Origin of the sequence: Microtetraspora malaysiensis (assembly GCF_001528665.1) — a bacterium.
Taxonomy (GTDB): Bacteria; Actinomycetota; Actinomycetes; order Streptosporangiales; family Streptosporangiaceae; genus Microtetraspora_A; species Microtetraspora_A malaysiensis.
Map to the genome: position 1 here is coordinate 90,593 of NZ_BBYJ01000030.1, position 25,231 is coordinate 115,823.

General features: G+C 69.9%; 21 protein-coding genes. 9 read left to right on the forward strand and 12 right to left on the reverse strand.

Annotated features, from left to right (window positions below; translation table 11 throughout):
• Positions 1–59 precede the first annotated feature (59 nt).
• The 3 genes from AWQ71_RS33075 to AWQ71_RS33085 all read left to right on the forward strand — a co-directional run bounded on the left by AWQ71_RS33075 (position 60) and on the right by AWQ71_RS33085 (position 4,449).
• On the forward strand, positions 60–740 hold the full coding sequence (locus tag AWQ71_RS33075) for a nitroreductase family protein (RefSeq protein ID WP_067140935.1): 681 nt from the start codon (positions 60–62) through the stop codon (positions 738–740).
• Between the two features lie 290 nt (positions 741–1,030).
• On the forward strand, positions 1,031–2,740 hold the full coding sequence (locus AWQ71_RS42165) for a fibronectin type III domain-containing protein (protein ID WP_067140938.1): 1,710 nt from the start codon (positions 1,031–1,033) through the stop codon (positions 2,738–2,740).
• 17 nt (positions 2,741–2,757) lie between these two features.
• Positions 2,758–4,449: a fibronectin type III domain-containing protein gene (locus tag AWQ71_RS33085; protein WP_067140941.1), complete on the forward strand. Its 1,692-nt coding sequence runs from the start codon at positions 2,758–2,760 to the stop codon at positions 4,447–4,449.
• 153 nt (positions 4,450–4,602) lie between these two features.
• On the opposite strand, the gene AWQ71_RS33090 is transcribed toward AWQ71_RS33085, so the two are convergent.
• Positions 4,603–5,778 (reverse strand): cytochrome P450, encoded by a 1,176-nt coding sequence (locus AWQ71_RS33090; protein WP_067140943.1) that lies wholly within the window; start codon positions 5,776–5,778, stop codon positions 4,603–4,605.
• A 343-nt stretch (positions 5,779–6,121) separates the two neighbouring features.
• Here AWQ71_RS33090 and AWQ71_RS33095 point away from each other — a divergent pair, with 343 nt between their 5' ends.
• Entirely contained in the window at positions 6,122–6,577 is a 456-nt protein-coding gene (locus AWQ71_RS33095) for a hypothetical protein (protein ID WP_067140946.1), read from the forward strand.
• A gap of 156 nt (positions 6,578–6,733) precedes the next feature.
• Here AWQ71_RS33095 and AWQ71_RS33100 read toward each other — a convergent pair whose 3' ends face one another.
• The 4 genes from AWQ71_RS33100 to AWQ71_RS33115 form a co-directional block, all read right to left on the reverse strand.
• Complete coding sequence (locus tag AWQ71_RS33100; protein ID WP_084259555.1) at positions 6,734–7,792, reverse strand: D-2-hydroxyacid dehydrogenase; 1,059 nt, start codon at positions 7,790–7,792, stop codon at positions 6,734–6,736.
• A gap of 222 nt (positions 7,793–8,014) precedes the next feature.
• A complete protein-coding gene (locus AWQ71_RS33105) occupies positions 8,015–8,731 on the reverse strand; it encodes an HAD-IA family hydrolase (RefSeq protein ID WP_218002061.1) in 717 nt (238 codons plus the stop codon).
• A 91-nt stretch (positions 8,732–8,822) separates the two neighbouring features.
• Positions 8,823–9,032 (reverse strand): type II toxin-antitoxin system antitoxin, encoded by a 210-nt coding sequence (locus tag AWQ71_RS33110; protein ID WP_067140949.1) that lies wholly within the window; start codon positions 9,030–9,032, stop codon positions 8,823–8,825.
• 12 nt (positions 9,033–9,044) lie between these two features.
• Entirely contained in the window at positions 9,045–9,944 is a 900-nt protein-coding gene (locus AWQ71_RS33115) for an SPFH domain-containing protein (protein ID WP_067140952.1), read from the reverse strand.
• 168 nt (positions 9,945–10,112) lie between these two features.
• Here AWQ71_RS33115 and AWQ71_RS33120 point away from each other — a divergent pair, with 168 nt between their 5' ends.
• On the forward strand, positions 10,113–12,680 hold the full coding sequence (locus AWQ71_RS33120; RefSeq protein WP_084259557.1) for a glycosyl hydrolase family 18 protein: 2,568 nt from the start codon (positions 10,113–10,115) through the stop codon (positions 12,678–12,680).
• 114 nt (positions 12,681–12,794) lie between these two features.
• Here AWQ71_RS33120 and AWQ71_RS33125 read toward each other — a convergent pair whose 3' ends face one another.
• From AWQ71_RS33125 to AWQ71_RS33150, 6 genes are all read right to left on the reverse strand, one after another.
• Positions 12,795–13,034, reverse strand: a complete 240-nt coding sequence (locus AWQ71_RS33125) for an SPW repeat domain-containing protein (protein ID WP_067140955.1) — start codon at positions 13,032–13,034, stop codon at positions 12,795–12,797.
• Positions 13,031–13,426 carry a hypothetical protein gene (locus tag AWQ71_RS33130; protein WP_067140958.1) on the reverse strand — a complete coding sequence of 132 codons (396 nt, stop codon included), beginning with the start codon at positions 13,424–13,426 and terminating at the stop codon, positions 13,031–13,033. The genes AWQ71_RS33125 and AWQ71_RS33130 overlap by 4 nt, the downstream gene beginning before the upstream one ends.
• The gene (locus AWQ71_RS33135) at positions 13,423–15,099 is read right to left on the reverse strand and encodes an MDR family MFS transporter (protein WP_067140961.1); all 1,677 of its coding nucleotides are present in this window, start codon (positions 15,097–15,099) and stop codon (positions 13,423–13,425) included. The genes AWQ71_RS33130 and AWQ71_RS33135 overlap by 4 nt, the downstream gene beginning before the upstream one ends.
• A gap of 238 nt (positions 15,100–15,337) precedes the next feature.
• Positions 15,338–17,179, reverse strand: coding sequence for an asparagine synthase (glutamine-hydrolyzing) (gene asnB / locus AWQ71_RS33140; RefSeq protein WP_067140963.1), 1,842 nt, complete (start codon positions 17,177–17,179; stop codon positions 15,338–15,340).
• A gap of 280 nt (positions 17,180–17,459) precedes the next feature.
• Positions 17,460–18,122 (reverse strand): potassium channel family protein, encoded by a 663-nt coding sequence (locus tag AWQ71_RS33145; RefSeq protein ID WP_174550779.1) that lies wholly within the window; start codon positions 18,120–18,122, stop codon positions 17,460–17,462.
• The gene (locus AWQ71_RS33150; RefSeq protein ID WP_369407230.1) at positions 18,115–19,530 is read right to left on the reverse strand and encodes a TrkH family potassium uptake protein; all 1,416 of its coding nucleotides are present in this window, start codon (positions 19,528–19,530) and stop codon (positions 18,115–18,117) included. The genes AWQ71_RS33145 and AWQ71_RS33150 overlap by 8 nt, the downstream gene beginning before the upstream one ends.
• A 214-nt stretch (positions 19,531–19,744) precedes the next feature.
• Between AWQ71_RS33150 and gdhA the strand changes: the two genes are divergently transcribed.
• The 3 genes from gdhA to AWQ71_RS33165 all read left to right on the forward strand — a co-directional run bounded on the left by gdhA (position 19,745) and on the right by AWQ71_RS33165 (position 23,763).
• On the forward strand, positions 19,745–21,091 hold the full coding sequence (gdhA, locus tag AWQ71_RS33155) for an NADP-specific glutamate dehydrogenase (protein ID WP_067140966.1): 1,347 nt from the start codon (positions 19,745–19,747) through the stop codon (positions 21,089–21,091).
• Between the two features lie 234 nt (positions 21,092–21,325).
• On the forward strand, positions 21,326–21,769 hold the full coding sequence (locus AWQ71_RS33160; RefSeq protein ID WP_067140969.1) for a DUF6220 domain-containing protein: 444 nt from the start codon (positions 21,326–21,328) through the stop codon (positions 21,767–21,769).
• Positions 21,766–23,763, forward strand: a complete 1,998-nt coding sequence (locus AWQ71_RS33165; protein ID WP_067140971.1) for a multicopper oxidase family protein — start codon at positions 21,766–21,768, stop codon at positions 23,761–23,763. The genes AWQ71_RS33160 and AWQ71_RS33165 overlap by 4 nt, the downstream gene beginning before the upstream one ends.
• A gap of 255 nt (positions 23,764–24,018) precedes the next feature.
• On the opposite strand, the gene AWQ71_RS42170 is transcribed toward AWQ71_RS33165, so the two are convergent.
• On the reverse strand, positions 24,019–24,345 hold the full coding sequence (locus AWQ71_RS42170) for an HNH endonuclease signature motif containing protein (protein WP_157570726.1): 327 nt from the start codon (positions 24,343–24,345) through the stop codon (positions 24,019–24,021).
• Between the two features lie 658 nt (positions 24,346–25,003).
• Here AWQ71_RS42170 and AWQ71_RS43455 point away from each other — a divergent pair.
• The coding region (locus AWQ71_RS43455; RefSeq protein ID WP_218002062.1) for a hypothetical protein at positions 25,004–25,231 on the forward strand (228 nt) is incomplete at its 3' end.

Genomic DNA, 25,231 nt, shown 5'->3' on the forward strand with positions numbered 1-25,231 from the left:
CCCGGTCTGACGCGGCAAATCAGACTACGCGTGCATAAATGACAGCCGTGGAGGTTGCGATGGCACGCCAGCATTCCCACCCGTTCGTCCCGTACCACCCGGAGCGGTACGACGAGCCGGAGATGATCGCCCGAGGACGGGCGTTCTACGAGCACCTCGACCAGCGCAGGAGCGTTCGCTTCTTCAGCGACGAACCGGTGCCGCGCGAGTGCCTGGAACTCGCGGTGCGCGCCGCGAACACCGCGCCGTCGGGGGCGCACCAGCAGCCGTGGAAGTTCGTGCTGATCGGCGACGCGGCGACCAAGAAGCGCATCAGGGAGGCCGCCGAGATCGAGGAGCGGCAGAACTACGAGGGCGGCCGGCTCACCCCGGAGTGGCGGGCGGCGCTGGCCCCGCTGGAGACGACCGCGGACAAGGGCTACCTGGAGGTGGCGCCCTGGTTGGTCGTCTGCTTCGCCGAGAAGTACGGCGTGCGGCCCGACGGCGCCCGGGTCAAGCACTACTACGTCAACGAGAGCGTCGGCATCGCCTGCGGCCTGTTCATCGCGGCGCTGCACGGGATGGGTCTGTCCACGCTCACCCACACGCCGAACCCGATGGCGTTCCTCAGTGAGATCTGCGCGCGGCCGGCCAACGAGCGGCCGTACATCCTTTTCCCGGTCGGGTACGCGGCGGCGGACGCGGAGGTGCCCGACCTGATGCGTAAGCCCGACGCCCTGGTGGAGTTCACCCCGCGCTGATCCTCGCCGCCGCTACGGGCGCACCCCGGCTTTTGGGCCTTGTAACGGCGGGATGTCAAAGCTACGATCGCCACAACTCTTAGGAAACTTTATTAAAAGATTAGCTGACACCTCCCACCCCCCGATCCCCCTTCACCTGGCCTGACGACCGGTGGAGCCGCCACCGTCCTCAGGCCGGTCACGCGGCCGCGGCGCACTCTCCCGCCCCGGCCGCCGCCCCGTACGGCTCGCGTCCGCCACCTCCTCGGACGCGAGCCGTACGGCACCCCCCACTCCGACCCGAGGTGAACATGAAGTCACGTGCCATCCTGGTCGCCCTGGCGACCCTCTTCCTGAGCCTCGTCGCGCTACCCGCCCAGGCCACCGCGACACCCACCCTCGGCGCCTCGACCACGCTGGCCGCCTATCCGGCCTGGCAGGCGTGGACGGCCTACAGCGCCGGCACGCGCGTCACGTACAACGGCGTCGACTACGAATGCGTCCAGGCGCACACCTCGCTGCCCGGATGGGAGCCGCCGAACGTCCCCGCCCTGTGGAAGGTCGCGGGCGGCGGAGGCGAAACCACGCCGGGCGCGCCCGGCACGCCGAGCGTCACGGGCGCCACCGACGGCTCGATCTCCCTGAGCTGGGGCGCGGCCGGTGGCACCGTGACCGGCTACCGCGTCTACGAGGGCGGCACGCAGGTCGCCCAGGTGACCGGGACCACCGCCACGATCTCCAACCTGGCAACCTGCTCGTCGCACACCTACACCGTCAAGGCGTACAACACGGCGGGCGAGTCGGCGGCGAGCGGCGCGGTCACCGGAAGCACCACCGGCTGCTCCAGCGGCGTGCCGGGCAAGGTGGGGACGGTCACCGCCGGACAGATCGGCGACACCGGCCTCACCCTGAGCTGGCCGGCCGCGACCGGCACGGTCACCGGCTACCGGATCCGCACCGGCGGCACGGTGGCGGCCACCGTCACCGGCACCTCGCACGCGATCACCGGCCTGACCGCCTGCACGCCCTACACCTACACGGTCACGGCGTACAACTCGGTCGGCGACGGCCCGGCGAGCGACCCGGTCACCGCCACCACGACCGGCTGCCCGATCGGCCCGCTGCCCAAGCACTTCCTCACCGGGTACTGGCACAACTTCGACAACAAGGCGGCCAAGCTGCTGAAGCTGTCGGCCGTGCCGGACGAGTACGACCTGATCGCGGTGGCTTTCGGCGAGGCGACCTCCACCGCCGGTGAGGTGAGCTTCAGCGTGGGCGCCGACCTGGCGGCCGGGCTCGGCGGCTACACCGACGCGCAGTTCAAGGCGGACGTGCAGTCCCTGCGCAACCGGGGCAAGAAGGTCATCCTCTCCGTCGGCGGTGAGAAGGGCCGGATCCAGGTCGGCAGCGCCGCCGCCGCGACCAAGTTCGCCGACTCCGTCTACGCCCTGATGCAGAGCTACGGCTTCGACGGCGTGGACATCGACCTGGAGAACGGCCTCAACGCCACCTACATGTCCCAGGCGCTGCACTCCCTGCGGACCAAGGCCGGCGCGGGGCTGATCATCACGATGGCGCCGCAGACCATCGACATGCAGTCGACCGGGATGGAGTACTTCAAGCTCGCGCTGAACATCAAGGACATCCTCACCGTCGTCCACACGCAGTACTACAACTCGGGCTCCATGCTCGGCTGCGACCAGTCCGCCGCGTACTCGCAGGGGACGGTCAACTTCATGACCGCGCTGGCCTGCATCCAGCTTGAGAACGGCCTGCGCCCCGACCAGGTCGCGCTCGGCCTGCCCGCCGGGCCCGGGGCGGCCGGGGGCGGCGTCGTGTCACCCTCCCTGGTCAACCAGGCCCTCACCTGCCTGGCGACCCGTACCAGCTGCGGGACCTTCGTGCCGCCGCGCGCCTACCCCGAGATCAGGGGCGCGATGACCTGGTCGATCAACTGGGACGCCAGCAACAACTGGAACTTCTCCAAGACCGTCAAGCCTCACCTCGCTACCCTCCCTTAACCCCCCAAGGAGTGCGAATGAGATTGCGTCGCATGGCGACGGCGGCACTCGCCGCCGCCGCGATGTCCACCCTCGGCATCGCCGCCGCCAGTCCGGCGGCACTCGGAGCCTCGACCACGCTGGCCGCGTATCCGGCCTGGCAGGCGTGGACGGCCTACAGCACCGGCGCGAAAGTCACGTACAACGGCGTCGACTACGAATGCGTGCAGGGACACACCTCGCTGCCCGGATGGGAGCCGCCGAACGTCCCGGCCCTGTGGAAGGTCGCGGGCGGCGGAGGCGGCGACACCACGCCGCCGTCGGTTCCGGGGAACCTGCGCAGCACGGGCAGCACGACCGGCAGCATCTCGCTGGCCTGGAACGCCTCCACCGACGACACCGGTGTCACCGGCTACAACGTCTACCGGAACGGCAACCTGGTGACGACCGTCACCGGGACGACGTACACCGACACCGGCCTGTCCGCGGGCACCTCCTACAGCTACACGGTCCGCGCCCGGGACGCGGCGAACAACCTTTCCGACCCCAGCAACACGCTGACCGCGAGCACCCAGAGCGGCAACGGCGCGCCGGGCGCCCCGGGCACGCCGACCGTCACCGGCAACGCGGACTCGTCGATCTCGCTGTCCTGGCCGGCCTCCAGCGGCACCGTGACCGGCTACCGCGTCTACGAGGGCGGCACGCAGGTCGCCCAGGTGACCGGGACCACCGCCACGATCTCCAACCTGACGACCTGCTCGTCGCACACCTACACCGTCAAGGCGTACAACGCGACGGGCGAGTCGGCGGCGAGCGGCGCGGTCACCGGCAGCACCACCGGCTGCCCGACCGGCGGCCGGATGCCGGGCGCGCCGTACCTCTACATGGGCTGGGGCGACCCGCCGAACGCGGCGACGGTCATGGACGCGACCGGGATCAAGTCCTTCACGATGGCGTTCATCCTGTCCGGCGGCGGCTGCACGCCGAAGTGGGACGGCCAGCGGCAGCTCTCCGGCGGCGTGGACGCCCAGACGATCTCGACGGTCAAGTCCAAGGGCGGCGGCGTCCAGGTCTCGTTCGGCGGCTGGCAGGGCAACAAGCTCGGCCCGAACTGCTCCACCCCGGCCGCCTTCGCCGGGGCCGTGCAGCAGGTCATCGACGCGGTGGGCCCGGCGGTGGTCGACTTCGACATCGAGAACACCGACGAGTTCGAGAACTACACGGTGCAGGACCGCATCCTCAACGGCCTGAAGACCGTCAAGCAGAACAACCCGAACGTCAAGGTCGTGGTCACCTTCGGCACGACCACCTCGGGGCCGAACTCGCACGGCGTCCGCCTGATCAACCAGGCGAAGGCGCTGGGAGTCCCGATCGACAACTACACGATCATGCCGTTCGACTTCGGCGGCGGCGCGAACATGTACCAGAACACGGTCAACGCCTCCGAGGGCCTGAAGAACGCGCTCAAGTCCGCCAACGGCTGGACCGACGCCCAGGCGTACGCGCACATGGGCATCTCCGGCATGAACGGCCTGTCCGACCAGCAGGAGCAGACCAGCCCGGCGACGTGGACGCAGATCCGTGACTGGGCGCTGTCCAAGGGCCTGACCCGCCTCGCGTTCTGGTCGGCGAACCGCGACCGGCCGTGCCCGGGCGGCGGCGTGGCCGAGAACTGTAGCGGCATCGCGCAGCAGAACTGGGAGTTCACCAAGATCACGGCCGGTTTCTGATCGGCGGGCTCCGTGGATCCGCGTCGCTTCGCGGGTCCACGGACCGCCCTCGGCCGGTACGGCTCGCGCCCGCGACCGCGCCCGCGACCGTGAGCCCTCCGCCCGGCCCGGCGAGTTACCCCCCGCCCGGCCGGGCGGTCCCCGCTCGGCGTCTCACCAGGCGACGGGCAGCGCCGCGAACCCGCCGGTGAGCCGGTCGGAGCGCACCTCCAGCTCCTCGTACGGCACGGCCAGGCTCAGGGTGGGGAAGCGCGGGAAGAGCGCCTGGAACACGGCGCGCAGCTCGATCCGGGCCAGGCTCGCCCCCAGGCAGTAGCGGCCCGCGTAGCCGAACCCGACGTGCGCGTTCTCCGTCTCGCGCCCGATGTCGAACCGTTCCGGGTCGGGAAAGACCCGCTCGTCCCGGTTGGCGGCGAACGTCGCCAGCACCACCAGCTCACCGGCGCGGACCGTCACGCCGCCGATCTCGACGTCCTCGTGCGCGTACCGGACCAGCCCGTGCTGGCTGGGCGCGGCCATCCGCAGGATCTCCTCCACCGCGGCGGGGGCCCGCCCGGGGTCGCGGGCCAGGGCGTCCCGCTGCTCCGGATCGCGCAGGAGGAGCAGCACGCCGTAGTCGATCTGGTTGACGGTCGTCTCGTGCCCGGCGAACAGGAGGCCGCCCGCGATCCTGGCGATCTCCGCCTCGGGCAGCTCAGCGGTGGCGAGGTCGGAGTACACGTCCTCGCCCGGGTGCTCCCGCTTGGCCCGCACCACGGCGAAGCTGTACGCGTTCATCTCCGCCTGGGCGGCCGCGGAGCGCGCCGGGTCGGTCAGGTCCGTCATCTCCTCCGCGATCGCCCGGAACCGCTCCCTGTCCTCGTACGGCACGCCCAGCAGCTCGCAGATCACGTGAATGGGCAGGGGGGCGGACAGGCTGCCGTGCAGATCGGCGGGCGGCCCCTGCGCGGCCATCCGGTCGAGCAGTGCGTCCACGAGCAATTCCACGCGTCCGGTGAGGCGTTGTACGCGCCGCGCGGAAAAGGCGGGTGTGAGCAACCGCCGCATGGAATCGTGGACCTCGCGTTCGGTGGCGTGGTCGCCGGTCGGGCCGCCCGCGAACGCGCTGTTGGACAGCCGGGGCGCCGACGCGGGGGTGGGGTGCGACCGGCCGAGCCGCTCGTCGGCGAAGACCTGCCTGATCTCCTGCCAGCCGGTCACCAGCCAGGCCTCGTCGCCGGTCGCGGTCCGCACCCGGGTGATCGGCTCGTCGGCTCTGAGCTGGCCGAACTCGGGGGCGAGCGCCAGGACGTCGTTCCGCGCGAACGGCAGCCGAGGGAGTCCGGACATGGTCGTTTCCCTTCGCGACAGAACGTGGACCTTTCCCAGGTCTCTCCGCTCTGCGCCGAAACAAGCCAGACAAAGCACCCTTTGACGCCGTTTTCACCCTTACACGACAAATAGCGCTTTATGTCACTTTTATATAATCATGTCGTATTTATAAGATCGTAAACAGGATTAGCGCCGACCAAAAGTGGACATTTGGACGTTTGGCCGGGACAAGGCGGAGCCCGGGGCTCTAACGTTCCAAATCATGCACCAAACGCCTGGCTATCAGCAGCCACACGACCCCCCACAGCAATGGCACCAGCAGGCGCCGCAACCGCAGCCGCACTCCCCGATGCAGCCCCCCATGCCCACGCCCACGCCTCCCCCGCCGACGCCGCCCACCTCCCGCCGCAAGCCCGGCAGCAAGATGCCGTTGTTGATCGTCATCGCGGTCGTGGTCGTCGCCGCCGTCGTCGGCGCGATCATTCTCCTGACCGGCGGCGACGACTCCGCGTCGGAGGCGAAGCCGGCCAAGAGCGGGGCGGCCGCCCCCACCACCGAGGCGCTGCCCGGCCCGACCTCCGCGCAGCGCGCGGTCTACCTGGCGGCCCTCCGGGAGATCGCGCCCGAGCTCGCCGAAAACGAGGACCGGGCGATCCGGCAGGGCGGCCTGGTGTGCCAGCGCATCCTCAAGCCCGAGGACGGCGGCATGAGCCTCCCCCAGTTCACGGTCGCGGAGCTGTCCAAGGGCGGCGGGGCGATCACCCGCGTGCAGGCGTTCAAGGTGATCATCGCGGTCAAGGCGTGGTGTAAGCCCTGACCCTGAACCGGCGCTCCCCAGGTCCTCCCGGGCGGAACGCCGCAACACGGCGGATCGCGGGCCGGGTCCGGGCTTCGGCTACGGACCAGGCCCGAAGCCACCGTTCCCCCACGAGACGCCGCGCCTCGGCCGGTTTCGGCGGCGCGCGCCTCGTGGTCAGGACGAGGGGACGAAGCCGAGGTGCTTGTCCACCACATTGATCAGCGGAGCCCCCGCGACGTACCTGCGCAGATTCTCCAGGAAGGTCTCCGCGAGGGCGTCCCGCCACCCCGCCGCGTCGCCGCTCATGTGCGGGGAGATCAGCACCTGGGGGAACGACCACAACGGATGCCCGGCGGGGAGCGGCTCCTCCTCGAACACGTCGAGCGCCGCCCCCGCGAGCCGTCCCGCTCGCAGCGCCTCGACCAGGGCGTCGGTGTCCACCGTCTCGCCCCTGCCGACGTTGATCAGCCGGGCCGACGGCTTCAGCGCCCCGATGACGTCGGCGTCGATCAGCTTCCTGGTCTCGGGGGTCAGCGGCGTGACGCTGACCAGGTAGTCGACGTCCGCGACCAGCGACGGGAGCCGTGAGGAGTCGAACACCTCACCGAAGTCGGCGTCACCGTCCCGCGTCGAGCGGCCCGCGCCGAGCACCGTGAGCCCCACCGCGCGCAGCATGCGGGCGATCGCCCGTCCGATGGCCCCGGTGCCGACGATCATGACGGTCTTCCCGTCGAGCCGCTCCGTCACGCGGTGCTCCCAGCGGCGTTCCCACTGCAGGCGCCACGATCCCGGCATGTCCTTGGCGAAGGCGAGGACGCACGCGAGGACATACTCGGCGATGGGCCGGTCGAAGACGCCGCGCGAGTTCGTCACGACGACGTCGGAGGCGCGCAGCTCGTCGAAGAGCATCCGGTCCACGCCCGCCGCCGCCACGTGGATCCAGCGCAGCGCCTCGGCACGGTGCCAGACCGCGCGCAGGGCGGGCGAGAACGAGTCCCACAGCAGCAGCGCGTCACTCCCCGGCAGCGCGTCGCCCAGCTCCGCTCCGCGGGCGTACCGGACCTCGCCCGCCAGGTCGTGCAGCCGGTCCCGCGAAGGCGGCAGGTCGTCCCCGTGGAGAACGGTGAGGACGACGTTGCTCCCGGCGCCGTCACCGGTGCCGTGCCGCGTCGTTCCGGGCGGGGCGACCAGTCCGGATCCGCGCGGCTTCGTGACAGGCAGACGTGCCTGCATGGGTACGGTGGCTCCTTCGGTGGGACGTGGCAGCGAGGCTCGTCGGTCGCACCGCACGCGGCTGATCGCGCTCGCATCGTGCGGGAGGTTCCCGGCGCCCAACCGCCGTAATCTCCACGATTGCCGGTAATCGGGTTTGCCCGGCTCGCCGCCCCGACGCCCGGGAAGCGAACGGCCGCCCACCCGATCGCCGGGAAGGCGGCCGTCTCGTCCAGGGCTCGATCAGCGGGTGGCCCGGTCCGCCGGCGGGGCCAGCAGCGGGGCCAGCGCCGCCTCCAGGTCCGCGACCCCGACGTACACGACGCCGGTCATGCCGAGCGCCACGGCGGCCTCGACGTTCTCCGCCCGGTCGTCCACGAAGAGGCACCGGTCCATCGGGACGCCGGCCCGCTCGGCGGCGATCGCGTAGATGGCCGGATCGGGCTTGACCACGCCGACCCGGGCGCTGTTCACCACGTCGTCCGCGAAGTACGCGAGCCCCAGCCCGGCGAGGTCGTCCTCCACCTCTGGGGTCGCGTTGGTCACCAGCACGACGGGCACCTGTGCCTGGGCGAGGCGGAGCAGCTCCAGCACCTTCTCGTCCACGCGGAACGGCGTCCGGGTGAACATGGCGGCCAGCTCGCGGGCCTTGTCCTCGGACACGTGATCGGCGAGCGCGGCGGCGATGGTGTCCCGCCACTGCTCCACGGTGTGCTCGCCCCGGAGCACCGGCAGATCGTTCTCCGGCGCGAGCGCGAGCCCGGCGGTCGTTCCCTCCGCCACCCCGGCCGCGCGTTCCATCCGGGTCAACTCGGTCATGTCATAGAAGCGGATCACGCCGTCGAGGTCACACAGAACGGCGTCGAAGGGCCTGCCGTTCAGCGCGTGGACATTGGCGTGAGCGCCGGCGTGAACATCGGCGTGAACATCGGCGTGGGGGTCGACCTGGGGATTCGTCACGGCTCCTCCATAGCACATCCGCTCCGTGCCCCTGCTCCGCGGCCGCGGACCAACCGGTCTGTCCCCCTGGTGCCGGACGCCCCCAGGCGGGTCAGCCCGCCGGGACGTCCGGCTCCGCGGTCCGGTCTGCCGCTCCCCCTCCGGCGTCGCGCTTCGCCTCGCGGCCCGCCTGTTTGAGCGCGAGGCGCAGCGCGTACTCGATCTGGGCGTTGACGCTGCGCAGGTCGTCGGCGGCCCATCTGGCGATCGCCTCGTAGACGGCCGGGTCGAGCCGGAGCAGGAGCTTCTTGCGTTCGACCATGGTCAGGACGCGTCAGGCATAGAGGCTGCCGGCGTTGACCACCGGCTGGGTCGCCCGGTCGCCGCAGAGGACGACCAGGAGGTTGGACACCATTTGGGCCTTGCGCTCCTCGTCGAGTTCGACCACGCCCTGCGCGGCGAGCCGGTCCAGGGCGAGACCCACCATACCGACCGCGCCTTCGACGATGTGGGCGCGCGCGGCGACCACCTGGGCGGCCTGCTGCCGGACCAGCATGGCCTGGGCGATCTCGGGGGCGTACGCCAGGTGGGTGATCCGGGCCTCGAGCACCTCGATCCCCGCGAGATCGGTGCGCTCGCGCAGCTCGGCGGTGAGCTCCCCGGCCACCTCGACGCCGTCCCGCAGGCTGGTCCGGCCCTCGACGTGCGAGTCGTACGGGTGGCTGGTGGCCAGGTGGCGCACCGCGGCCTCCGACTGGATGGCCACGTACTCCTCGTAGTCGTCCACCGCGAACACGGCCCGCCCGGTGTCGACGACCTTGTAGACGACGACCGCGGCGATCTCGACCGGGTTGCCGTCGGCGTCGTTGACCTTGAGCTTGGCCGTCTCGAAGTTGCGCACGCGCCGGCTCACCCGCTGCTTGGTCGTCAGCGGGAGCACCCACTGGAAGCCGGCCTCGCTCACCGAGCCGACATACCGGCCGAGGAACTGCACGACCTTGGCCTCGTTGGGGTTGATCACGGTGAATCCGGTCGCCGCGATGAAGAAGACCACGATCCACGCGACCACGGCCAGGCCCGGGAGCGCGAAGTCGCCCGGGTCGTCGCTCATCGTTCCACCGCCCACCCCGTCTGCCGACAGGCTGCGCAGCGCGAATACGGCGACGACGCCGCCGAGCACCAGCAGCCCGACCAGTACGGCGAAGCCGTTCAGACGGAACGCCCTACGCTCCATCGTTCCCCCTTGCTATTGAAGTGATATCACCACGATAGCCCAAAGCTAGCCCATCCGCGCAAGCCGGACATTTACCGACTCGATGGTTTTGGGCCTTGCCGCAGTCATGAGCGCAAGTTACGATCCGGCTAATTATTAGGAAACTTTCCTTACGGAAAGAGCTCTCACATGCGCCGATTAGCCGTCCTACTGCTCCCGATCGCCATGATGGTCGCGTTCGTCGCGGCCCCCGCACACGCCGCCGGCCGCCTCACCGCCGCCTTCACCCTGACTGGCAACCAGGGCAAATTCGTGGTGAGCAACCCCGGCAGCTCAGCCGTCACCGGCTGGTCCATCCAGTTCGAACTGCCCGCCGGCGTCACCGTCAGCAACGCCCAGAACGCCACGACCACGCAGACCGGCACGCGGGTCAAGCTCACGCCGGCGTTCTACATCAACACCGTCGGGGCGAACGGGAACACCGAGCCGTACAGCCCGGCCTTCACCCTCAGCTCGCCCACGCAGCCCACGAGCTGCCTGATCAACAACGCGAACTGCGACGGCAGCGGCGACCCGCCGCCTGCCACCGCGCCGGTCGTGGCGAGCTTCTCGCTCAGCGGCAACCAGGGGAAGTTCGTCGTCGAGAACAACGGCGACGCCGCGCTCGACAGCTGGTCGATCCAGTTCGAGCTGCCCGCCGGCGTCACCGCGAGCAACGCCCAGAACGGCTCGCTGAGCCAGAGCGGCCGCCAGGTCACGCTCAGCCCGGCCTTCTACAACACCAAGGTGAACGCGCACGCCACCACGGAGCCGTACAGCCCGACGTTCACGCTCAGCTCACCGGTGGAGCCGACGAGCTGCCGGGTCAACGACGTGCCGTGTGACGGCTCGGCCGACACCCCGCCGTCGGCGCCGGGCAACCTGCGCTCGCCGGTCAAGACCACCAAGACGGTCTCCCTCGCCTGGGACGCCGCGACCCCCGGCACCCTGCCCATCACCGCGTACGAGGTCTACCGGGGCGCCGAGCTCGCCACGACGGTCACCGGCACCGCCGCGACGGTCGCCGGCCTGACCCCGAACACCGAGTACACGTTCACGGTGAAGGCCAAGGACCGCAAGGGCACCCTCTCCCCGGCGAGCACGCCGCTGAAGGTGACCACCAGCAACCCGGCCGACGACACCCAGCCGCCGACCGTGCCCGCGAACCTACGCAGCACCGGCAAGACCTCGTCCAGCGTCTCCCTCGCCTGGGACGCCTCGACCGACAACAAGGGCGTCGCCGGATACGACGTGTACGTCGGCTCGACCCTGGCCACGAGCGTCCTCGGCACGACCGCCACGGTCACCGGGCTCTCCCCGTCCACGGAGTACTCCTTCACCGTGCGGGCCCGCGACCTGTACGACAACACGTCCGCCGCCAGCGCGGCCGTGAAGGCGACCACCGCCGACATCGTCGAGAACGGGTACGCCCGGGTCGGCTACTTCGTCCAGTGGGGCATCTACGGCCGGCAGTACTTCGTGAAGAACCTCGACACGACCGGGGCGGCGGCGAAGCTGACCCACCTCAACTACGCCTTCGCCAACATCGACCCGGTCAAGCTGACCTGCCTCAACGGCGTCACCAAGGGCACCTCGTCCGATCCGCAGGACCCGAGCCAGGGTGACGGCGCGGGCGACGCCGACGCCGACTACGGCCGGCCGATGAGCTCGGCCCAGTCCGTGGACGGGGTCGCCGACACCGGCTGGGAGAAGCTGCGCGGCAACTACAACCAGCTCCGCAAGCTCAAGGCGAAGTACCCGAACCTGAAGGTCCTGATCTCGATCGGCGGCTGGACGTACTCGAAGTACTTCTCCGACGCCGCCGCCACCGACGCGGCCCGCAAGAAGTTCGTCAGCTCGTGCATCGACATGTACATCAAGGGCAACCTGCCCGAGTACAACAGCGCGGGCGGGCCGGGCAGCGCCGCCGGGATCTTCGACGGCATCGACCTCGACTGGGAGTGGCCGGGCGCCGAGGGGCACCCGGGCAACCACGTCGGCGCGAACGACAAGGCGAACAACACCGCACTGATCGCCGAGTTCCGCAAGCAGCTCGACGCGCTGACCGCGGAGACCGGCAAGCGGTACGAGCTCACCGCGTTCACGCCGGCCGACCCGGCGAAGATCGAGGCCGGCTGGGACCTTCCCGAGGTGGCCAAGAACCTGGACATCTTCAACATCCAGGGCTACGACTTCCACGGCTCGGGCAGCGACAACTCCTGGGAGCCGAACCGGACCGGCCACGCGGGCAACCTGTACACCGACGTCGACGACCCCTACTCGTTCCACTTCAGCGTCGAGAACGCGGTCAACGCGTACCTGCAGGCCGGGGTGAACCCGCGCAAGCTCACCATCGGGCTCGCGTACTACGGCCGCGGCTGGCAGGGCGTCACCGACGGCGGCAAGTACGGCGAGTGGCAGTCCGCCACCGGCGCCGCGCCGGGCCAGTTCCAGGAGGAGGCGGGCACCCGGGGCTACAGCAACCTGGTGGCGAGCGTGCCCGGCTGCCCCGTACGGCACGACGAGCAGGCGGTGGCCACCTTCTGTTACACCGGCAGCGCGAGCCAGCCGGGCCAGTGGTGGACCTTCGACGACACGTGGTCGATCGGCAAGAAGACCGCGTGGCTTCGCAGCAAGGGGCTGCTCGGCGTGATGATCTGGGAGATGTCCGGTGACACCGGCACGCTGACCAGCGCCGTCGACGCCGGCCTGAAATAACCCTTGTCGGGAAATTTCAGGAAATGAAGGTTCTCCCGGCGGGGGCGGGCGAGGGACACACCCGCACAGCGGGCACGTCCCCGCCGGGAGAACCGCAAGCCCGGTGGTCGCGGGTCAGCGCTGGGCCGGAGGCTGCGGGCCCCTGGCATACATATCGGCGACGTGACCGGCGAGCACCGTGAAGAAGCCGATGAAGCCGAGCAACGCCAGCACCGCGCCGACGATCACATCGTTGCGCGTGGCCGCCGTCCAGGCCGCGCCCTCCGGCTGCTGGCCGGTCACGAACGGCGCGGCGACCAGCCAGACCCCGGCCACGAAGAGCAGGCCGACGCCGGCGATCCCCCATCTGCTCACCAGTCCTCCTCGTTGTGCCTGTTGCCCGTCCGCTCAAGCTGGTCCGCGGCGAGCGCCGCCACCAGCGGCTTGAGCAGGCTGTGCAGGTCCTCTGTCGTCGGTACGGCCACCGGCGCGGGAGCGGGCGGCTGCTCCGCCTCGGCCGCCGCGGCCGGCTCCTCGACGGGACGCTCGGGCAGAAGTCCGTCGGCGCGGAGCTGCCCGCGCCAGGCCCGCGCCCACACCCCGATCGTGGCCAGGGCGATCACGCACACACCCGCTCCCGTCCACATGTCCACCCGCACCGCCGTCCCACCCGAGGGGTAGTCCAGCCCGTACGGCGCGAGCAGCAGCCAGACACCGCCGGCGAGCGCGGCGGTCGCCGCGATCAAGCCGGCCAGATAGCGGGTCATTTCTTCTCCTTTTCCGTCAATGCCGCGAGCAGCACCTGGCCGGCCAACGGCCTGATCAACCTGCGCGAGGCCAGCCGGGCCCGCACATGGTCGTCCCCGCTCCCGTCCGGACCCTGGTCCGGGAGGAGCCGGGCCGCGGCCGCGACCAGCCGGGGCGAGTGCCCGCGTTCGAGCCGGTCGGCCAGCCAGGCGAGGGCGACGCCGGTGACCGCGAGCGTCACCGCGCTCGGCCGCACGGTCACCTCGCCGCGCAGCGGCACCTCCTTCAGGAAGAACGCGAGCAGCAGGCTCGCCACGGCGAACGGGATCGCCCACAGGTAGACGGCCTGGACCGCCGTGGTGAACGCTTCGAGCAGACTGTGGAGCTGCGCGGCGGGCAGCCGGGTGAGCAGGGTGGGATCGAGCTGGGCGGCCTGCGCCGGCAGCCCGGCCCTGGCCAGCTCGTCCTCCAGGGTGCGGATCTGGATCGTGCCGAACAGCGCGGTGCCCAGCGAGCCGCCCAGCGTGCGGAAGAACGCGATGGCGCTGGAGGCGGTGCCGATGTCGCCGGGACGCACCGCGTTCTGCGTCGCCACCAGCGGAACCTGGATGAAGGCGCCCACCCCCAGGCCGACCACGACGGTGAAGGCCATGATCAGCACCATCGAGGTGTCGATCTCGACCAGGCCGAGCAGGTAGAGCCCCACGGCCAGCAGCGCCGCGCCGATGACGGGCATCGCCTTGTAGCGGCCCGTCTTGGAGACCGCCAGGCCGCTCACCAGGGAGGCGACGATCACTCCGCCGGTCAGCGGGACCAGGGCGAGGCCGGACTCCGTCGCCGACTGCCCGCGCACGATCTGGAAGTAGGTGGGCAGGTAGACGACCGCGCCGAACAGCGCGACACCGGACAGCAGCGACAGGCCGGCGCTCACCGCGACCACCGGGTCGGCGATCACCCGCGGCGGCAGGATCGGCTCTGCCGCGCTGCGCTGGCGGACGGCGAACGCCGCCGTCAGGCCCACCCCGGCGACCGCCAGCCCGATGATCTGCGGCGATCCCCAGTCGTACGTCCGGCCGCCCCACACAGTGACCATGAGGACGGAGCACACCGCGGCGACCAGGAGGACAGCGCCCGGATAGTCGATGCGGTGCCGCACCGTGGCGCGGGGCAGGTGCAGCGCGACCGCGATCACGGCGAGCGCGGCCACGCCTATGGGAAGGTTGATCCAGAAGATCCAGCGCCAGGTGGCATGGTCGGTGAAGAAGCCGCCGACGAGCGGGCCCGCGACGCTGGCCAGGCCGAAGACACCTCCGAAGAGTCCCTGGTAGCGGCCCCGGTCACGCGGCGGGACGACGTCCGCGATCACCGCCATCGCCAGCGCCATGAGCCCGCCGCCGCCGAGCCCCTGGACACCCCGGAACACGATCAGCTGGGCCATGTTCTGCGCGAGGCCGCACAGGATCGAGCCGATCAGGAAGATGACGATCGCGCCCTGGAAGATCTGCTTGCGGCCATACAGGTCGGAGAGCTTGCCGTAGAGCGGGGTCCCGGCGGTGGAGGCGAGCAGGTAGGACGTGACCACCCAGGAGAGCTGATCAAGCCCGCCGAGCTCCTGCGCGATCATCGGCAGCGCGGTGGCCACGATCATCTGGTCCAGGGCGGCGAGCAGCATGGCGAGCATGAGTCCGGCCATGACAAGCCGGATCTGCGCGCGAGTCAACAACGACAACCCCCGCTTCGATCACTATTAGTGATTCAGACACTACGCAGAGATGAGAATCGCTGTACGAGAAATGACCATTCTTCTCCTCCCCCGCCTGCCTTCGGGCCCCGCGTGGACGTCAAGGTCTGCGCGCTCCTGTTTTGCCGGCGGACGCGAACAGCGCCGCCCCGCAGGACGGCGCTGTTCTGTCAAAGCCGGGAGCCGTGGCTCAGATGGTGACCCGCACCCCGTACTCCTCCATCCAGGCGTTGAACTGGACGAGCTGCTCCATGGCCGTCCTGTTCTCCTGGAGGCTGGTCGTGCCCACCTCGTGGTCGAGGACGTTCCGCGCCTTGGCCAGATCGAGCAGCGGCGCGATCGCGAGGTCGTCCCGGCTGAGCAGCCGCGCCGACTCCACCTGGAGCGCCCGCTCGTACGCGGGGTCCTGTGTCGAGGGGTACGGGCTCTTGCGGCGCTCGACGACCGAGCGCGGCAGGACGTCGCCGGTGGCGGCGCGCAGCAGGCTCTTCTCCCGGCCGTCGAAGGTCTTCATCGCCCACGGGGTGTTGAAGACGTACTCCACCAGACGGTGGTCGCAGAACGGGACACGCACCTCAAGGCCGACGGCCATGCTCATCCGGTCCTTGCGGTCGAGCAGGATCTGCACGAAGCGGGTGAGGTGCATATGACTCACCTCGCGCATCCGCTTCTGCAGGCCGCTCTCTCCGGGCAGCGGCTCCACCGCGGCCAGTGCCTGCTGGTAGGAGTCCGCCCGGTAGGCGGGGATGTCCAGCTTGCGCAGCAGCGGCTCGTCGAACAGCGTGGTGAGGCCGTTACGGTGGCCGACGCCCACGGTGGCCAGCCAGGGGAAGGTCCCCGCGTTCACCGTGTCCGGGTCGTGGAACCACTTGTAGCCGCCGAACACCTCGTCCGCGGACTCACCGGACAGCGCCACCGTCGAGCGCTCCCTGATCGCCTTGAACAGCAGGTAGAGCGACGTGTCCATGTCGCCCATGCCCATCGGGATGTCACGCGCCCGCAGCGCCGCGGCGCGTACGGCCGGGTTCATCAGGTCGGCGGAGTTCAGCACGATGTCGGTGTGGTCCGCGCCGATGTGCTCGACCACGTCGTGGACGTACGGCCCGTCGGGGGTGTCGCGCATGGCGTCGGGCTGGAAGTTCTCGGTGTACCCGGCGAAGTCGACCGAGAACGAGCGCACCTTGGTCGATCCCAGGGACCGGGCGGCCAGCGCGGTCACCGCGCTGGAGTCGAGACCACCGGACAGCAGCGTGCACAGCGGCACGTCCGAGATGAGCTGGCGGCCGACGATGTCGTCCAGCAGCCCGCGGATCGTGGAGATCGTGGTGGGGAGATCGTCGGTGTGCTCGCGGGACTCGAGCCGCCAGTAGCGGCGCTTGGTCAGGCCCTCGCGGCGGACCCGGACGATCTGGCCGGGGCGGACCTCGTACATGCCCCGGTAGACGGCGCTCTCGGGCGTCTTGACGAAGGCGAGCAGCTCGCGCAGCCCGTCGGCGTCGACCACCCGCTCAACGAGCGGGTTGGCGAGGATCGCCTTGGGCTCGGAGCCGAACAGCACCCCGGACGGGGTCGGGTAGTAGTACAGCGGCTTGATGCCCATCCGGTCGCGGACCAGGAGCAGCTCCTCGCGCCGCGCGTCCCAGATCGCGAAGGCGTACATGCCGTTGAGCCGGTCGACGAAGTCCTCGCCCCACTCCAGGTACGCCTCCAGGACGACCTCGGTGTCGCTCTCGGTGCGGAAGCGGTGGCCGCGGACGGCCAGTTCGGCGCGCAGCTCGCGGAAGTTGTAGACCTCGCCGCTGTAGGTGAGGACGGCGAGCAGCCGCCCGTCGTGTTCCGCCGCCATCGGCTGGCGACCGCCCTCGATGTCGATGATGGCGAGCCTGCGGTGGCCGAGCGCCGCGTGCGGCTCCGTCCACAGTCCCTCGGCGTCCGGGCCCCGGCACGCCATGGTCTCGGTCATGGCCCGGGCGGTGTCGCGCTCGGCTCCCAAATCACGGTTGTAGTCGATCCAGCCGGCTATACCGCACATCTTCTCTGCCCCCTAGCCTCGAAGAAGTTAGTACAGCTAAGCAAACGTGTGACCAAGGCGAATTATGCCCAGTCGACCCCTCGACCAGCTCCTCGATCTCCGCAAAACCCGATAAATGACAGACAAAGTGACCAATTGCCTCTTATGCGACAGATGGGGCATCATCGGCCCTCGCCGAGCCGTTACGGCTCCGACTCAGACTTGGGGCTCGGGGGCTCGGAGGCCGGGGGTCAGGCTCAGTCAGGGGCTCAGAGCTCAGTCAGGGGGTCAGGCGCAGGGCTCAGGGGAGTTCGGCGAAGCGCTCGACGTTGTCGCTCCTGCCGGAGACGAGCACGATGTCGCCGTACGACAGCTCGGTGTCGGGGGTGGCGTAGGTGAACTCCTCGCCGGGGCTCTTGACCGCGACGATCGTCACACCGTACTTGTGGCGCAGCTTGGACTCCCCCAGCGGTACGCCGACGAACTCCTTGGGCGGGTGGGTCTTGACCAGAGCGAACCCCTCGTCCACCTCGACGTAGTCGAGCATCCGGCCGCTGACCATGTGCGCGACCCGCTCCCCCATGTCGTGCTCGGGGAAGACGACATGGTGGGCGCCGATCCGGTGCAGGATCCGGCCGTGCTGCCGGCTGACCGCCTTGGCCCAGATGTCCTCGATCTCCAGCTCGACGAGCAGCGAGGTGGCGAGGATGCTCGCCTCCAGGTCGCTGCCGATGGCGACCACGGCGCGGTAGAAGTCCGGCACGCCGAGCTGGCGCAGAGCCTCGATGTCGGTGCCGTCCGCGGTCGCGATGTTCGTGATCTGCCCGGCCAGGCTCTGCACCAGCTTGGGGCGGCTGTCGATGGCCAGGACCTCGGCCCCCCTCCGCACCAGCTCCAGCGCGAGGGATCTGCCGAAACGGCCGAGCCCGATCACCACGACGGGGTCGTTCTTCTTCTCAGCCAACGATGACTCGCTCCTCGGGTAGTTCGTAGCGGCGGGTGCGCTCCTTGAGGGCGAGCGCCGAGCCGAGCGTGAGGGGGCCGATCCTGCCGATGAACATGAGCACCACCAGCATCAGGTGCCCGGCCGGCGGCACATCGGGGGTGATCCCGGTGGACAGGCCCGTGGTGCTGAAGGCGGAGACCGCCTCGAACAGCACCTGGTCCAGGCTGTGTGGGGTCATGATCAGCAACACGTACGTGGTTATGGCGACGAGCGCCACGCCGAGCATGCAGATCGCGACAGCCTGACGCTGCGCGGACTCGGTGAGCCTGCGGTGCCCGATGTTGACCTGAGGCTCGCCCCGGATCTCCGCCCAGATGACGAAGGCGAGCAACCCGAGCGTGGTCACCTTGATGCCCCCACCCGTGCCCGCGCTGCCCGCGCCCACGAACATCAGGATGTCGGTGACCAGCCAGCTCGACGACTCCATCTGGGAGACGTCGATGGTGTTGAAGCCGGAGGACCGCGGCATGACGGCCGTGAAGAAGCTGGCCAGCAGCTTGTCGGAGTCCTTGAGCGCCCCCAGGGTGCCCGGATTGCGCCACTCGGTCATCAGGAACACCATGGTGCTCACGGAGAGCAGCAGCGTGGTGACGACCACCGTTACACGGGTGAGCACCGTCCATCGGCTGGGGCGACGCCAGGAACGCAGCAGCTCGAATATCACCGGGACGCCCAGCCCGCCGACGATCACCGCTCCGGCGATGGTCAGGCAGATCCACGGATCGGACACGAAACGCGTCAGGCTGTCCGGCCACAGGGAGAATCCGGCGTTGTTGAACGCGGAGATGGCGTGGAAGACGCCGTGATAGAGCGCCGTGCCGAACGACTCGCCGTACCCGATCATCAGCCTGCCGGTGAGGATCACGGCCACGACCGCCTCCGAAACGAGGCTGAAGACGATGACGTTGCGGACCACCCGCCGGGCGTCGGCGACGGTGAGCGTGCTGGTTTGGGCCTGGGCCATGAGGCGGGCGCGCAGCCCCATCCGGTTCGACACGATCATGGTGAACAGGGTGGCCAGAATCATGATCCCGAACCCGCCGATCTGGACCAGCCCGGCGATCACTCCCTCACCGAAGGCCGACCAGTGCCCACCGGTGTCGACGATGGCCAGCCCTGTCACGCAGACAGCGGAGGTGGCGGTGAACAGGGCGGACACCCAGTCGGCGGACTCGCCCGAGGTGGTCGCGATCGGCAGCCTCAGGAGAAGAGTGCCGAGCAGGATCACGCTGCCGAAACAGGTCGCCAGGACCTGTGTCGGGTTCTGGAACCGGTTGAGCATGGCCGAGCCCCACCCGGTCTGCCGTCCCTTCACCTCGCCGGCCCCGCCGCAAAAGACCGCCGCACCACCGAACGCCTCCGTCAAGAGAGCATCAAGAGACCTACAACAGAGCATGGCAAGAGAGGCCACGCAAGCGACCCACCGTAACAGGAGCCGCAGGTAAAGCCGACGTCCACCGCCTTTGTCCGAAATATGGACGCAAAGCGGCGCTGACGTGCCGATCCGGCATAACAGCGTCAAGTCGGGACTCATAAGATTAGGGGGCATGGACCACCAGACCTGACGAACGGGGTACCGGGTGCTACACGAGAAGCTGTCGACCATCTACGACAACGTTTTGCGCCGCAATCCCGGGGAAATCGAGTTCCACCAGGCTGTACGCGAGGTGATGGAGAGCATCGGCCCGGTTCTCGGCAAGCACCCGGAGTATGCGGAATCGAAGATCATCGAGCGCATCTGCGAGCCCGAGCGGCAGATCATCTTCCGGGTTCCCTGGGAGGACGACCAGGGCGAGGTGCAGATCAACCGCGGCTTCCGGGTCGAGTTCAACAGCGCGCTCGGGCCGTACAAGGGCGGGCTTCGCTTCCACCCCTCGGTCTATCTGGGGATCATCAAGTTCCTCGGCTTCGAGCAGATCTTCAAGAACAGCCTGACCGGCCTGCCCATCGGCGGCGGCAAGGGCGGCTCGGACTTCGATCCGAAGGGCCGCTCCCAGCGCGAGATCATGCGCTTCTGCCAGAGCTTCATGACCGAGCTCTACCGCCACATCGGCGAGTACACCGACGTCCCCGCCGGTGACATCGGCGTCGGCGGCCGCGAGGTCGGCTACCTCTTCGGGCAGTACAAGCGCATCACGAACCGATACGAGTCCGGCGTCATCACCGGCAAGGGACTCAGCTTCGGCGGCGCCCAGGTCCGCACCGAGGCCACCGGGTACGGCTGCGCCTTCTTCGTCGAGGAGATGCTCAAGGCGCGCGGCACGTCCTTCGAGGGCAAGCGCGTCGTGGTGTCCGGGTCGGGCAACGTCGCCATCTACACGATCGAGAAGGTACGTCAGCTCGGCGGCGTCGTGGTCGCCTGCTCCGACTCCTCCGGATACGTCGTCGACGAGAAGGGCATCGACCTCGACCTGCTCAAGCAGGTCAAGGAGGTCGAGCGCAAGCGGCTGAGCGCGTACGCCGCCAAGCGCGGCGGCGACGGCGCCGTGTTCGTGCCCGGCCGCAGCGTCTGGGAGGTGGACTGCGAGGTGGCGATGCCGTCCGCCACGCAGAACGAGATCACCGGAAAGGACGCGGAGCGGCTGGTCCGCGGCGGCTGCGTCGCCGTGGGCGAGGGCGCCAACATGCCGACCATGCCCGAGGCGATCCGGATCTTCGTGGACGCGGGCGTGGCCTTCGGACCGGGCAAGGCCGCCAACGCGGGCGGCGTGGCCACCAGCGCGCTGGAGATGCAGCAGAACGCGAGCCGCGACTCGTGGACGTTCGAGTTCTCCGAGCGCCGGCTGCGCGAGATCATGCGCGACATCCACGACCGCTGCCTGAGCACCGCCGACGAGTACGGCCTGGCCGGCAACTACGTGGCGGGCGCCAACATCGACGGCTTCAAGCGGGTCGCCGACGCCATGCTGGCGCTCGGCCTGATCTGAGTGCCCGGCGCGAGCATAATTTGATCATGACCTGAGCGTGATCTGAGTAGATCCAAACCGGACGTCGCCTGTCCTGGGGGAAGCCATCGCACCTTCCTCCGGCGACGGGCGAGACGCCGCACCCCCCTCGCGTACTCCCCTGGTCGTACTCGACGTGCCTCTGGCCGGACGACGACGGCGCGGGCGTGATGGGACAGGATCCTCCCGAACCCACGTATCTGAAGGGAGCGCACCGTGCGCAGGATCTACGTCGCGCTGGCCGGCCTGCAACTGATCGCCGTACTCGCGCAGTTCTACTTCGCGGGGATCGGCGCCTTCGACCGGCCGCAGACCAGCGACTCGTACGAGCTGCACGCCACGCTCGGGATGATGGCCATCCCGGTCCTGTCTCTGGTGATCACCGTGGTGGCCACGCTGGTGAAGGCTCCGGGCCGCCTGATCGGCCTGAGCATCCTGCCGCTCGGCCTCGTCGTCGTCCAGATGATCATCATCATGCTGGGCCGGGCGCTGAACGACGGCACCGGCAACACCACCGCCGCGTCACTCGCCGTGTTCGGCCTGCACGCGATCAACGGCCTGGCCATCATGGCCGTCGCCGGGCGGGTGCTCGCCGGAGCCCGCCGGCTCGCGTCCGCTGACGGAGCGACTCCGAGAACCGTGACGGCACCGGTGCCATGACCGTTTCGGGGCTGCTCGCGCTCGACCTTCTCGCCTCGGCCCTGACCGCGCTCGCGTGGCTCGGGACCGGGGCGGCGGCCGCCACCCGGCGTCCGAAAGCGGCATTGGCCGTGCTTCCCGTGGCCGTGCTGCTGACACTGGCCCGGATGGCCTGCGTGATCGCGCTCGCCCGGGCCGGCTGGTGGTTCGTCCAGGAGAAGGTCATCATCGCGGTGCCCCTTCTCGGCCTCGCCGTCCTGGTCGCGGCCGTGCTCGCCGGGCCGCGCCTGGTCGAGGCGGCCCGTGGGCGCGGGGTCGCCGCGGCCCGGCCGATCGTGGTCATGCCTCTGTTCGGCGCCGGATTCGCCGCCGCGGCGGGGCTGGTGCACACCCTCCTGCTCGGCTATCCCGCGACCTGGAGCACCGGCCTGCTCACGATCGCGTTCTTCGGGGTCGCCCTGCTGGTGAGCTGGCGGATCGCCTGCCCTCCGGTACGCGGCCTGCGCCCCGGTATGTCCGCGATCCTCGCGGTCGGCCTGCTCGGGACCGGGCTGGCGCTCGCGCCGGGTGAGGCGAGCGACCTCGGCGGCGTCTCCGACGAGCAGCACGCGCGGTACGAACGGCGTGGAGAGCAGGCCGTACCGGTGACCTCGCTGCGCGGCCCGACCACTCCGACCGAGGGCGGCAGGGTGCGCCGGTACATGCTGACCGCGCGTACCTCCACCATCGCCCTGTCGTCCGGACAGCAGGTCACCGCCTGGACCTTCAACGGCCAGGTGCCCGGCCCGCCGATCGTCGCCGTCGAGGGCGACCTGATCGAGGTACGGCTGCGCAACGCCGACATCGAGTCGGGCGTGACGCTCCACTGGCACGGCTACGACGTGCCCTCCGGCGAGGATGGCGTCCCCGGCCTGACCCAGAACTCGGTCATGCCCGGCGAGGAGTTCGTCTACCGCTTCCTCGCCACCCAGGCCGGCACGTACTGGTACCACACCCACGAGGTGTCCGACCTCGGCGTGCGGATGGGGTTGTACGGCACCCTCGTGGTCCGCCCCCGCACCGCCCCCAGAACCGAGGGCGTGGACCTCACCCTCCCCGTGCACACGTTCTCCGGGATGACCGTCCTCGGCAACCACGACCAGCCCATCGAGCAGCGGGTCGCCCCCGGCATGCCGGTGCGCCTGCGCCTGGTCAACACCGACAACACGCCGCACCGGTTCGCCCTGACCGGCACGCCGTACCGGCTGGCGGCGATCGACGGCAACGACGTGATCGAACCCGGCGAGGTCAGTGAGGTCGGCCTGCGGCTACCTGCGGGGAGCCGGTACGACCTCGTCTTCACCATGCCGCTCGAACTCGACCCGGCCGGGAACGGAGAGGTGCGGCTGATCGTGGACGACCGCATCGAGGGGCTACGGCTGTCGCCTCCCGTATCCGGCGCCTCCCAGGCGAGAACACCCACCAAGGCCGCAAAAACGGCCGCCACCCCCTCCCCCGGACCATCCGGCGCGGTGACGTCCACCGCGAGCTGGCCGGAGCTCGACCCCCTCGCGTACGGGCGGCCCGCGACGCCGCCGTTCGACCCGAGCGCGCCGGCCGACCGCAGATTCACCCTCGTCCTCGATCAGGGCCTCGCCATGGTCAACGGCCGGCCGGCGTACGCGCAGACGGTCAACGGGCAGGCGTTCCCCTCCATCCCCACTCAGAAGGTGGCGGAAGGCGACCTGGTCCGGATCAAGGTCGTGAACCGGGGACGTGAGACCCACCCCTGGCATCTCCACGGACACCGGGTGCTCGTCCTCAGCCGCGACGGCCGCACGCCGACCGGCAGCCCTCTGTACGTCGACACCTTCGACGTACGCCCCGGCGAGGTGTGGGAGGTGGCCTTCCTCGCCAACAACCCGGGCATGTGGATGAACCACTGCCACAACCTCGCCCACGCCGACATGGGCATGGCCCTCCACCTCGCGTACGAGGGCGTCACCACGCCCTTCCACGGAGCGCACGGCGGGTGAGGTTCGGCGGGTCAGGATCACCGGGCCAGGCTCGGCACGCTCGGTAAGTCAGGCGCGGTGGCACGACGACCTGGCACGACGACGGAGGCGAAGTCCCCGTCCGGCCGGATGCGACCGCGTCGACGACCCGCCGGCCCCGACCCAGCGGTGGCCAGGCCCCGACCCGCTGACGGCCAGAACAACCCCGTAGGACGGCCGCTGCCGGGCCGACTGCCCGAGCACCACCGAGCTGCTGCAGGAGTGGCGACGGCAGGACTACCGTGCTCGCCCCGCACGCATCGACGACCGGGGGCCGAGGTAGGTGAATCCCCAGCGGTTCTTGCCGGCGCGGTGGAGTTGGTAGTGAGTGGGGTTGCGGTAGCGGTCGCGGTTGTGGAACTGGCAGGTGGGTCCGAGGTTGTCCAGGTCGGTGGTGCCGCCGTCGGACCAGTTGGTGATGTGGTCGATCTGGCAGAGGTGGGCGGGCATGGGGCAGTGGTCGACCATGCATCGGGTGTAGCGGGTGAGGATGGCGCGGCGTTGTCGTCGGGTGGCGCGGCGGGCGGTGCGTCCGACGTCGAGGACGCAGCCGTCGGCGTCCATGACCAGGCGGGTGAGGCCGGAGGTCTGGGCGAGACGGTGAATGTCGGTGACGGGCAGAAGCTGTCCGGTGGCGAGCAGCAGCCCGGGCAGCGTGCGTCCTGAGATGAGCCCGCCGGGCGTCGCCCAGTCCGCACCCCGCCCCTGTGCTTGTCCCCGCTCCTGTTCCTGTCCCGGTCCCCGCGCCTGGCCTTGTCCCCGTGCGTGTCCCGGTCCTCGTTTGCGCTGTTCGCCATCGCGGGCAGGCCGATCGTTCGGCCTACCGGCCCGGGTGTCCTGGTCGCCCGTTCTCTGACCGCGTTCGTCCGCGTCGCGTCCAGCGCTCCGGCCATGCTGCCCGCCGTCGCGAGTGTCCTGGCCAGGTGCTCTCTGGCCACGTCCGTCCGTGTCGCGTTGAGTGCCTTCATCTCGCCGCCCGCCGTCGTGAGTTTCCCGGCGATGCCCTGCGTCGTGCCCAGCGCTCTGGTCGGGTCGCCCGTTGCTGCGGGTGTCCTGCTCGCGGCTCGTGTCATCTTGATCGCTGTGGCCGAGCCGCTCATTGTCCCGGGCAGGGCGATCACGCCGCACACCATCGTGAGCGCTGCCTTCCGGCGAGCCGGACGCGTCGGCCGACGAAGCGGCAGACGCCTGCCCACCCGAGAAGGAGGACGTTCCGGCCGGTGTGGAGTCGGACGCCTTCGGCCGCGAAGGCGTGGGCGTTCCCGCTGATGAGGAGCCGGACGTCTCGCCCGGTGAAGAAGCGGGAGGGTCATCGGGAAGGGACTCGGCGTTGATCAACACCAGCAACTCGGTACCGATCTGCTGCTCCAACAACGCGATCAACACATCCGCGTTCCGCACCCGAAGCGGCCGCTCATCCCCCGCCACCCGCGGCTTCGCATACGCATCC

Bases quoted from the DNA above. Each gene is read 5' to 3' on its own strand.
- AWQ71_RS33075 (WP_067140935.1), top strand. From the start codon at position 60: ATGGCACGCCAGCATTCCCACCCGTTCGTCCCGTACCACCCGGAGCGG.
- AWQ71_RS42165 (WP_067140938.1), top strand. From the start codon at position 1,031: ATGAAGTCACGTGCCATCCTGGTCGCCCTGGCGACCCTCTTCCTGAGC.
- AWQ71_RS33085 (WP_067140941.1), top strand. From the start codon at position 2,758: ATGAGATTGCGTCGCATGGCGACGGCGGCACTCGCCGCCGCCGCGATG.
- AWQ71_RS33090 (WP_067140943.1), bottom strand. From the start codon at position 5,778: ATGTCCGGACTCCCTCGGCTGCCGTTCGCGCGGAACGACGTCCTGGCG.
- AWQ71_RS33095 (WP_067140946.1), top strand. From the start codon at position 6,122: ATGCCCACGCCCACGCCTCCCCCGCCGACGCCGCCCACCTCCCGCCGC.
- AWQ71_RS33100 (WP_084259555.1), bottom strand. From the start codon at position 7,792: ATGCAGGCACGTCTGCCTGTCACGAAGCCGCGCGGATCCGGACTGGTC.
- AWQ71_RS33110 (WP_067140949.1), bottom strand. From the start codon at position 9,032: ATGGTCGAACGCAAGAAGCTCCTGCTCCGGCTCGACCCGGCCGTCTAC.
- AWQ71_RS33115 (WP_067140952.1), bottom strand. From the start codon at position 9,944: ATGGAGCGTAGGGCGTTCCGTCTGAACGGCTTCGCCGTACTGGTCGGG.
- AWQ71_RS33120 (WP_084259557.1), top strand. From the start codon at position 10,113: ATGCGCCGATTAGCCGTCCTACTGCTCCCGATCGCCATGATGGTCGCG.
- AWQ71_RS33130 (WP_067140958.1), bottom strand. From the start codon at position 13,426: ATGACCCGCTATCTGGCCGGCTTGATCGCGGCGACCGCCGCGCTCGCC.
- AWQ71_RS33135 (WP_067140961.1), bottom strand. From the start codon at position 15,099: ATGGCCGGACTCATGCTCGCCATGCTGCTCGCCGCCCTGGACCAGATG.
- asnB (WP_067140963.1), bottom strand. From the start codon at position 17,179: ATGTGCGGTATAGCCGGCTGGATCGACTACAACCGTGATTTGGGAGCC.
- AWQ71_RS33165 (WP_067140971.1), top strand. From the start codon at position 21,766: ATGACCGTTTCGGGGCTGCTCGCGCTCGACCTTCTCGCCTCGGCCCTG.
- AWQ71_RS42170 (WP_157570726.1), bottom strand. From the start codon at position 24,345: ATGGACGCCGACGGCTGCGTCCTCGACGTCGGACGCACCGCCCGCCGC.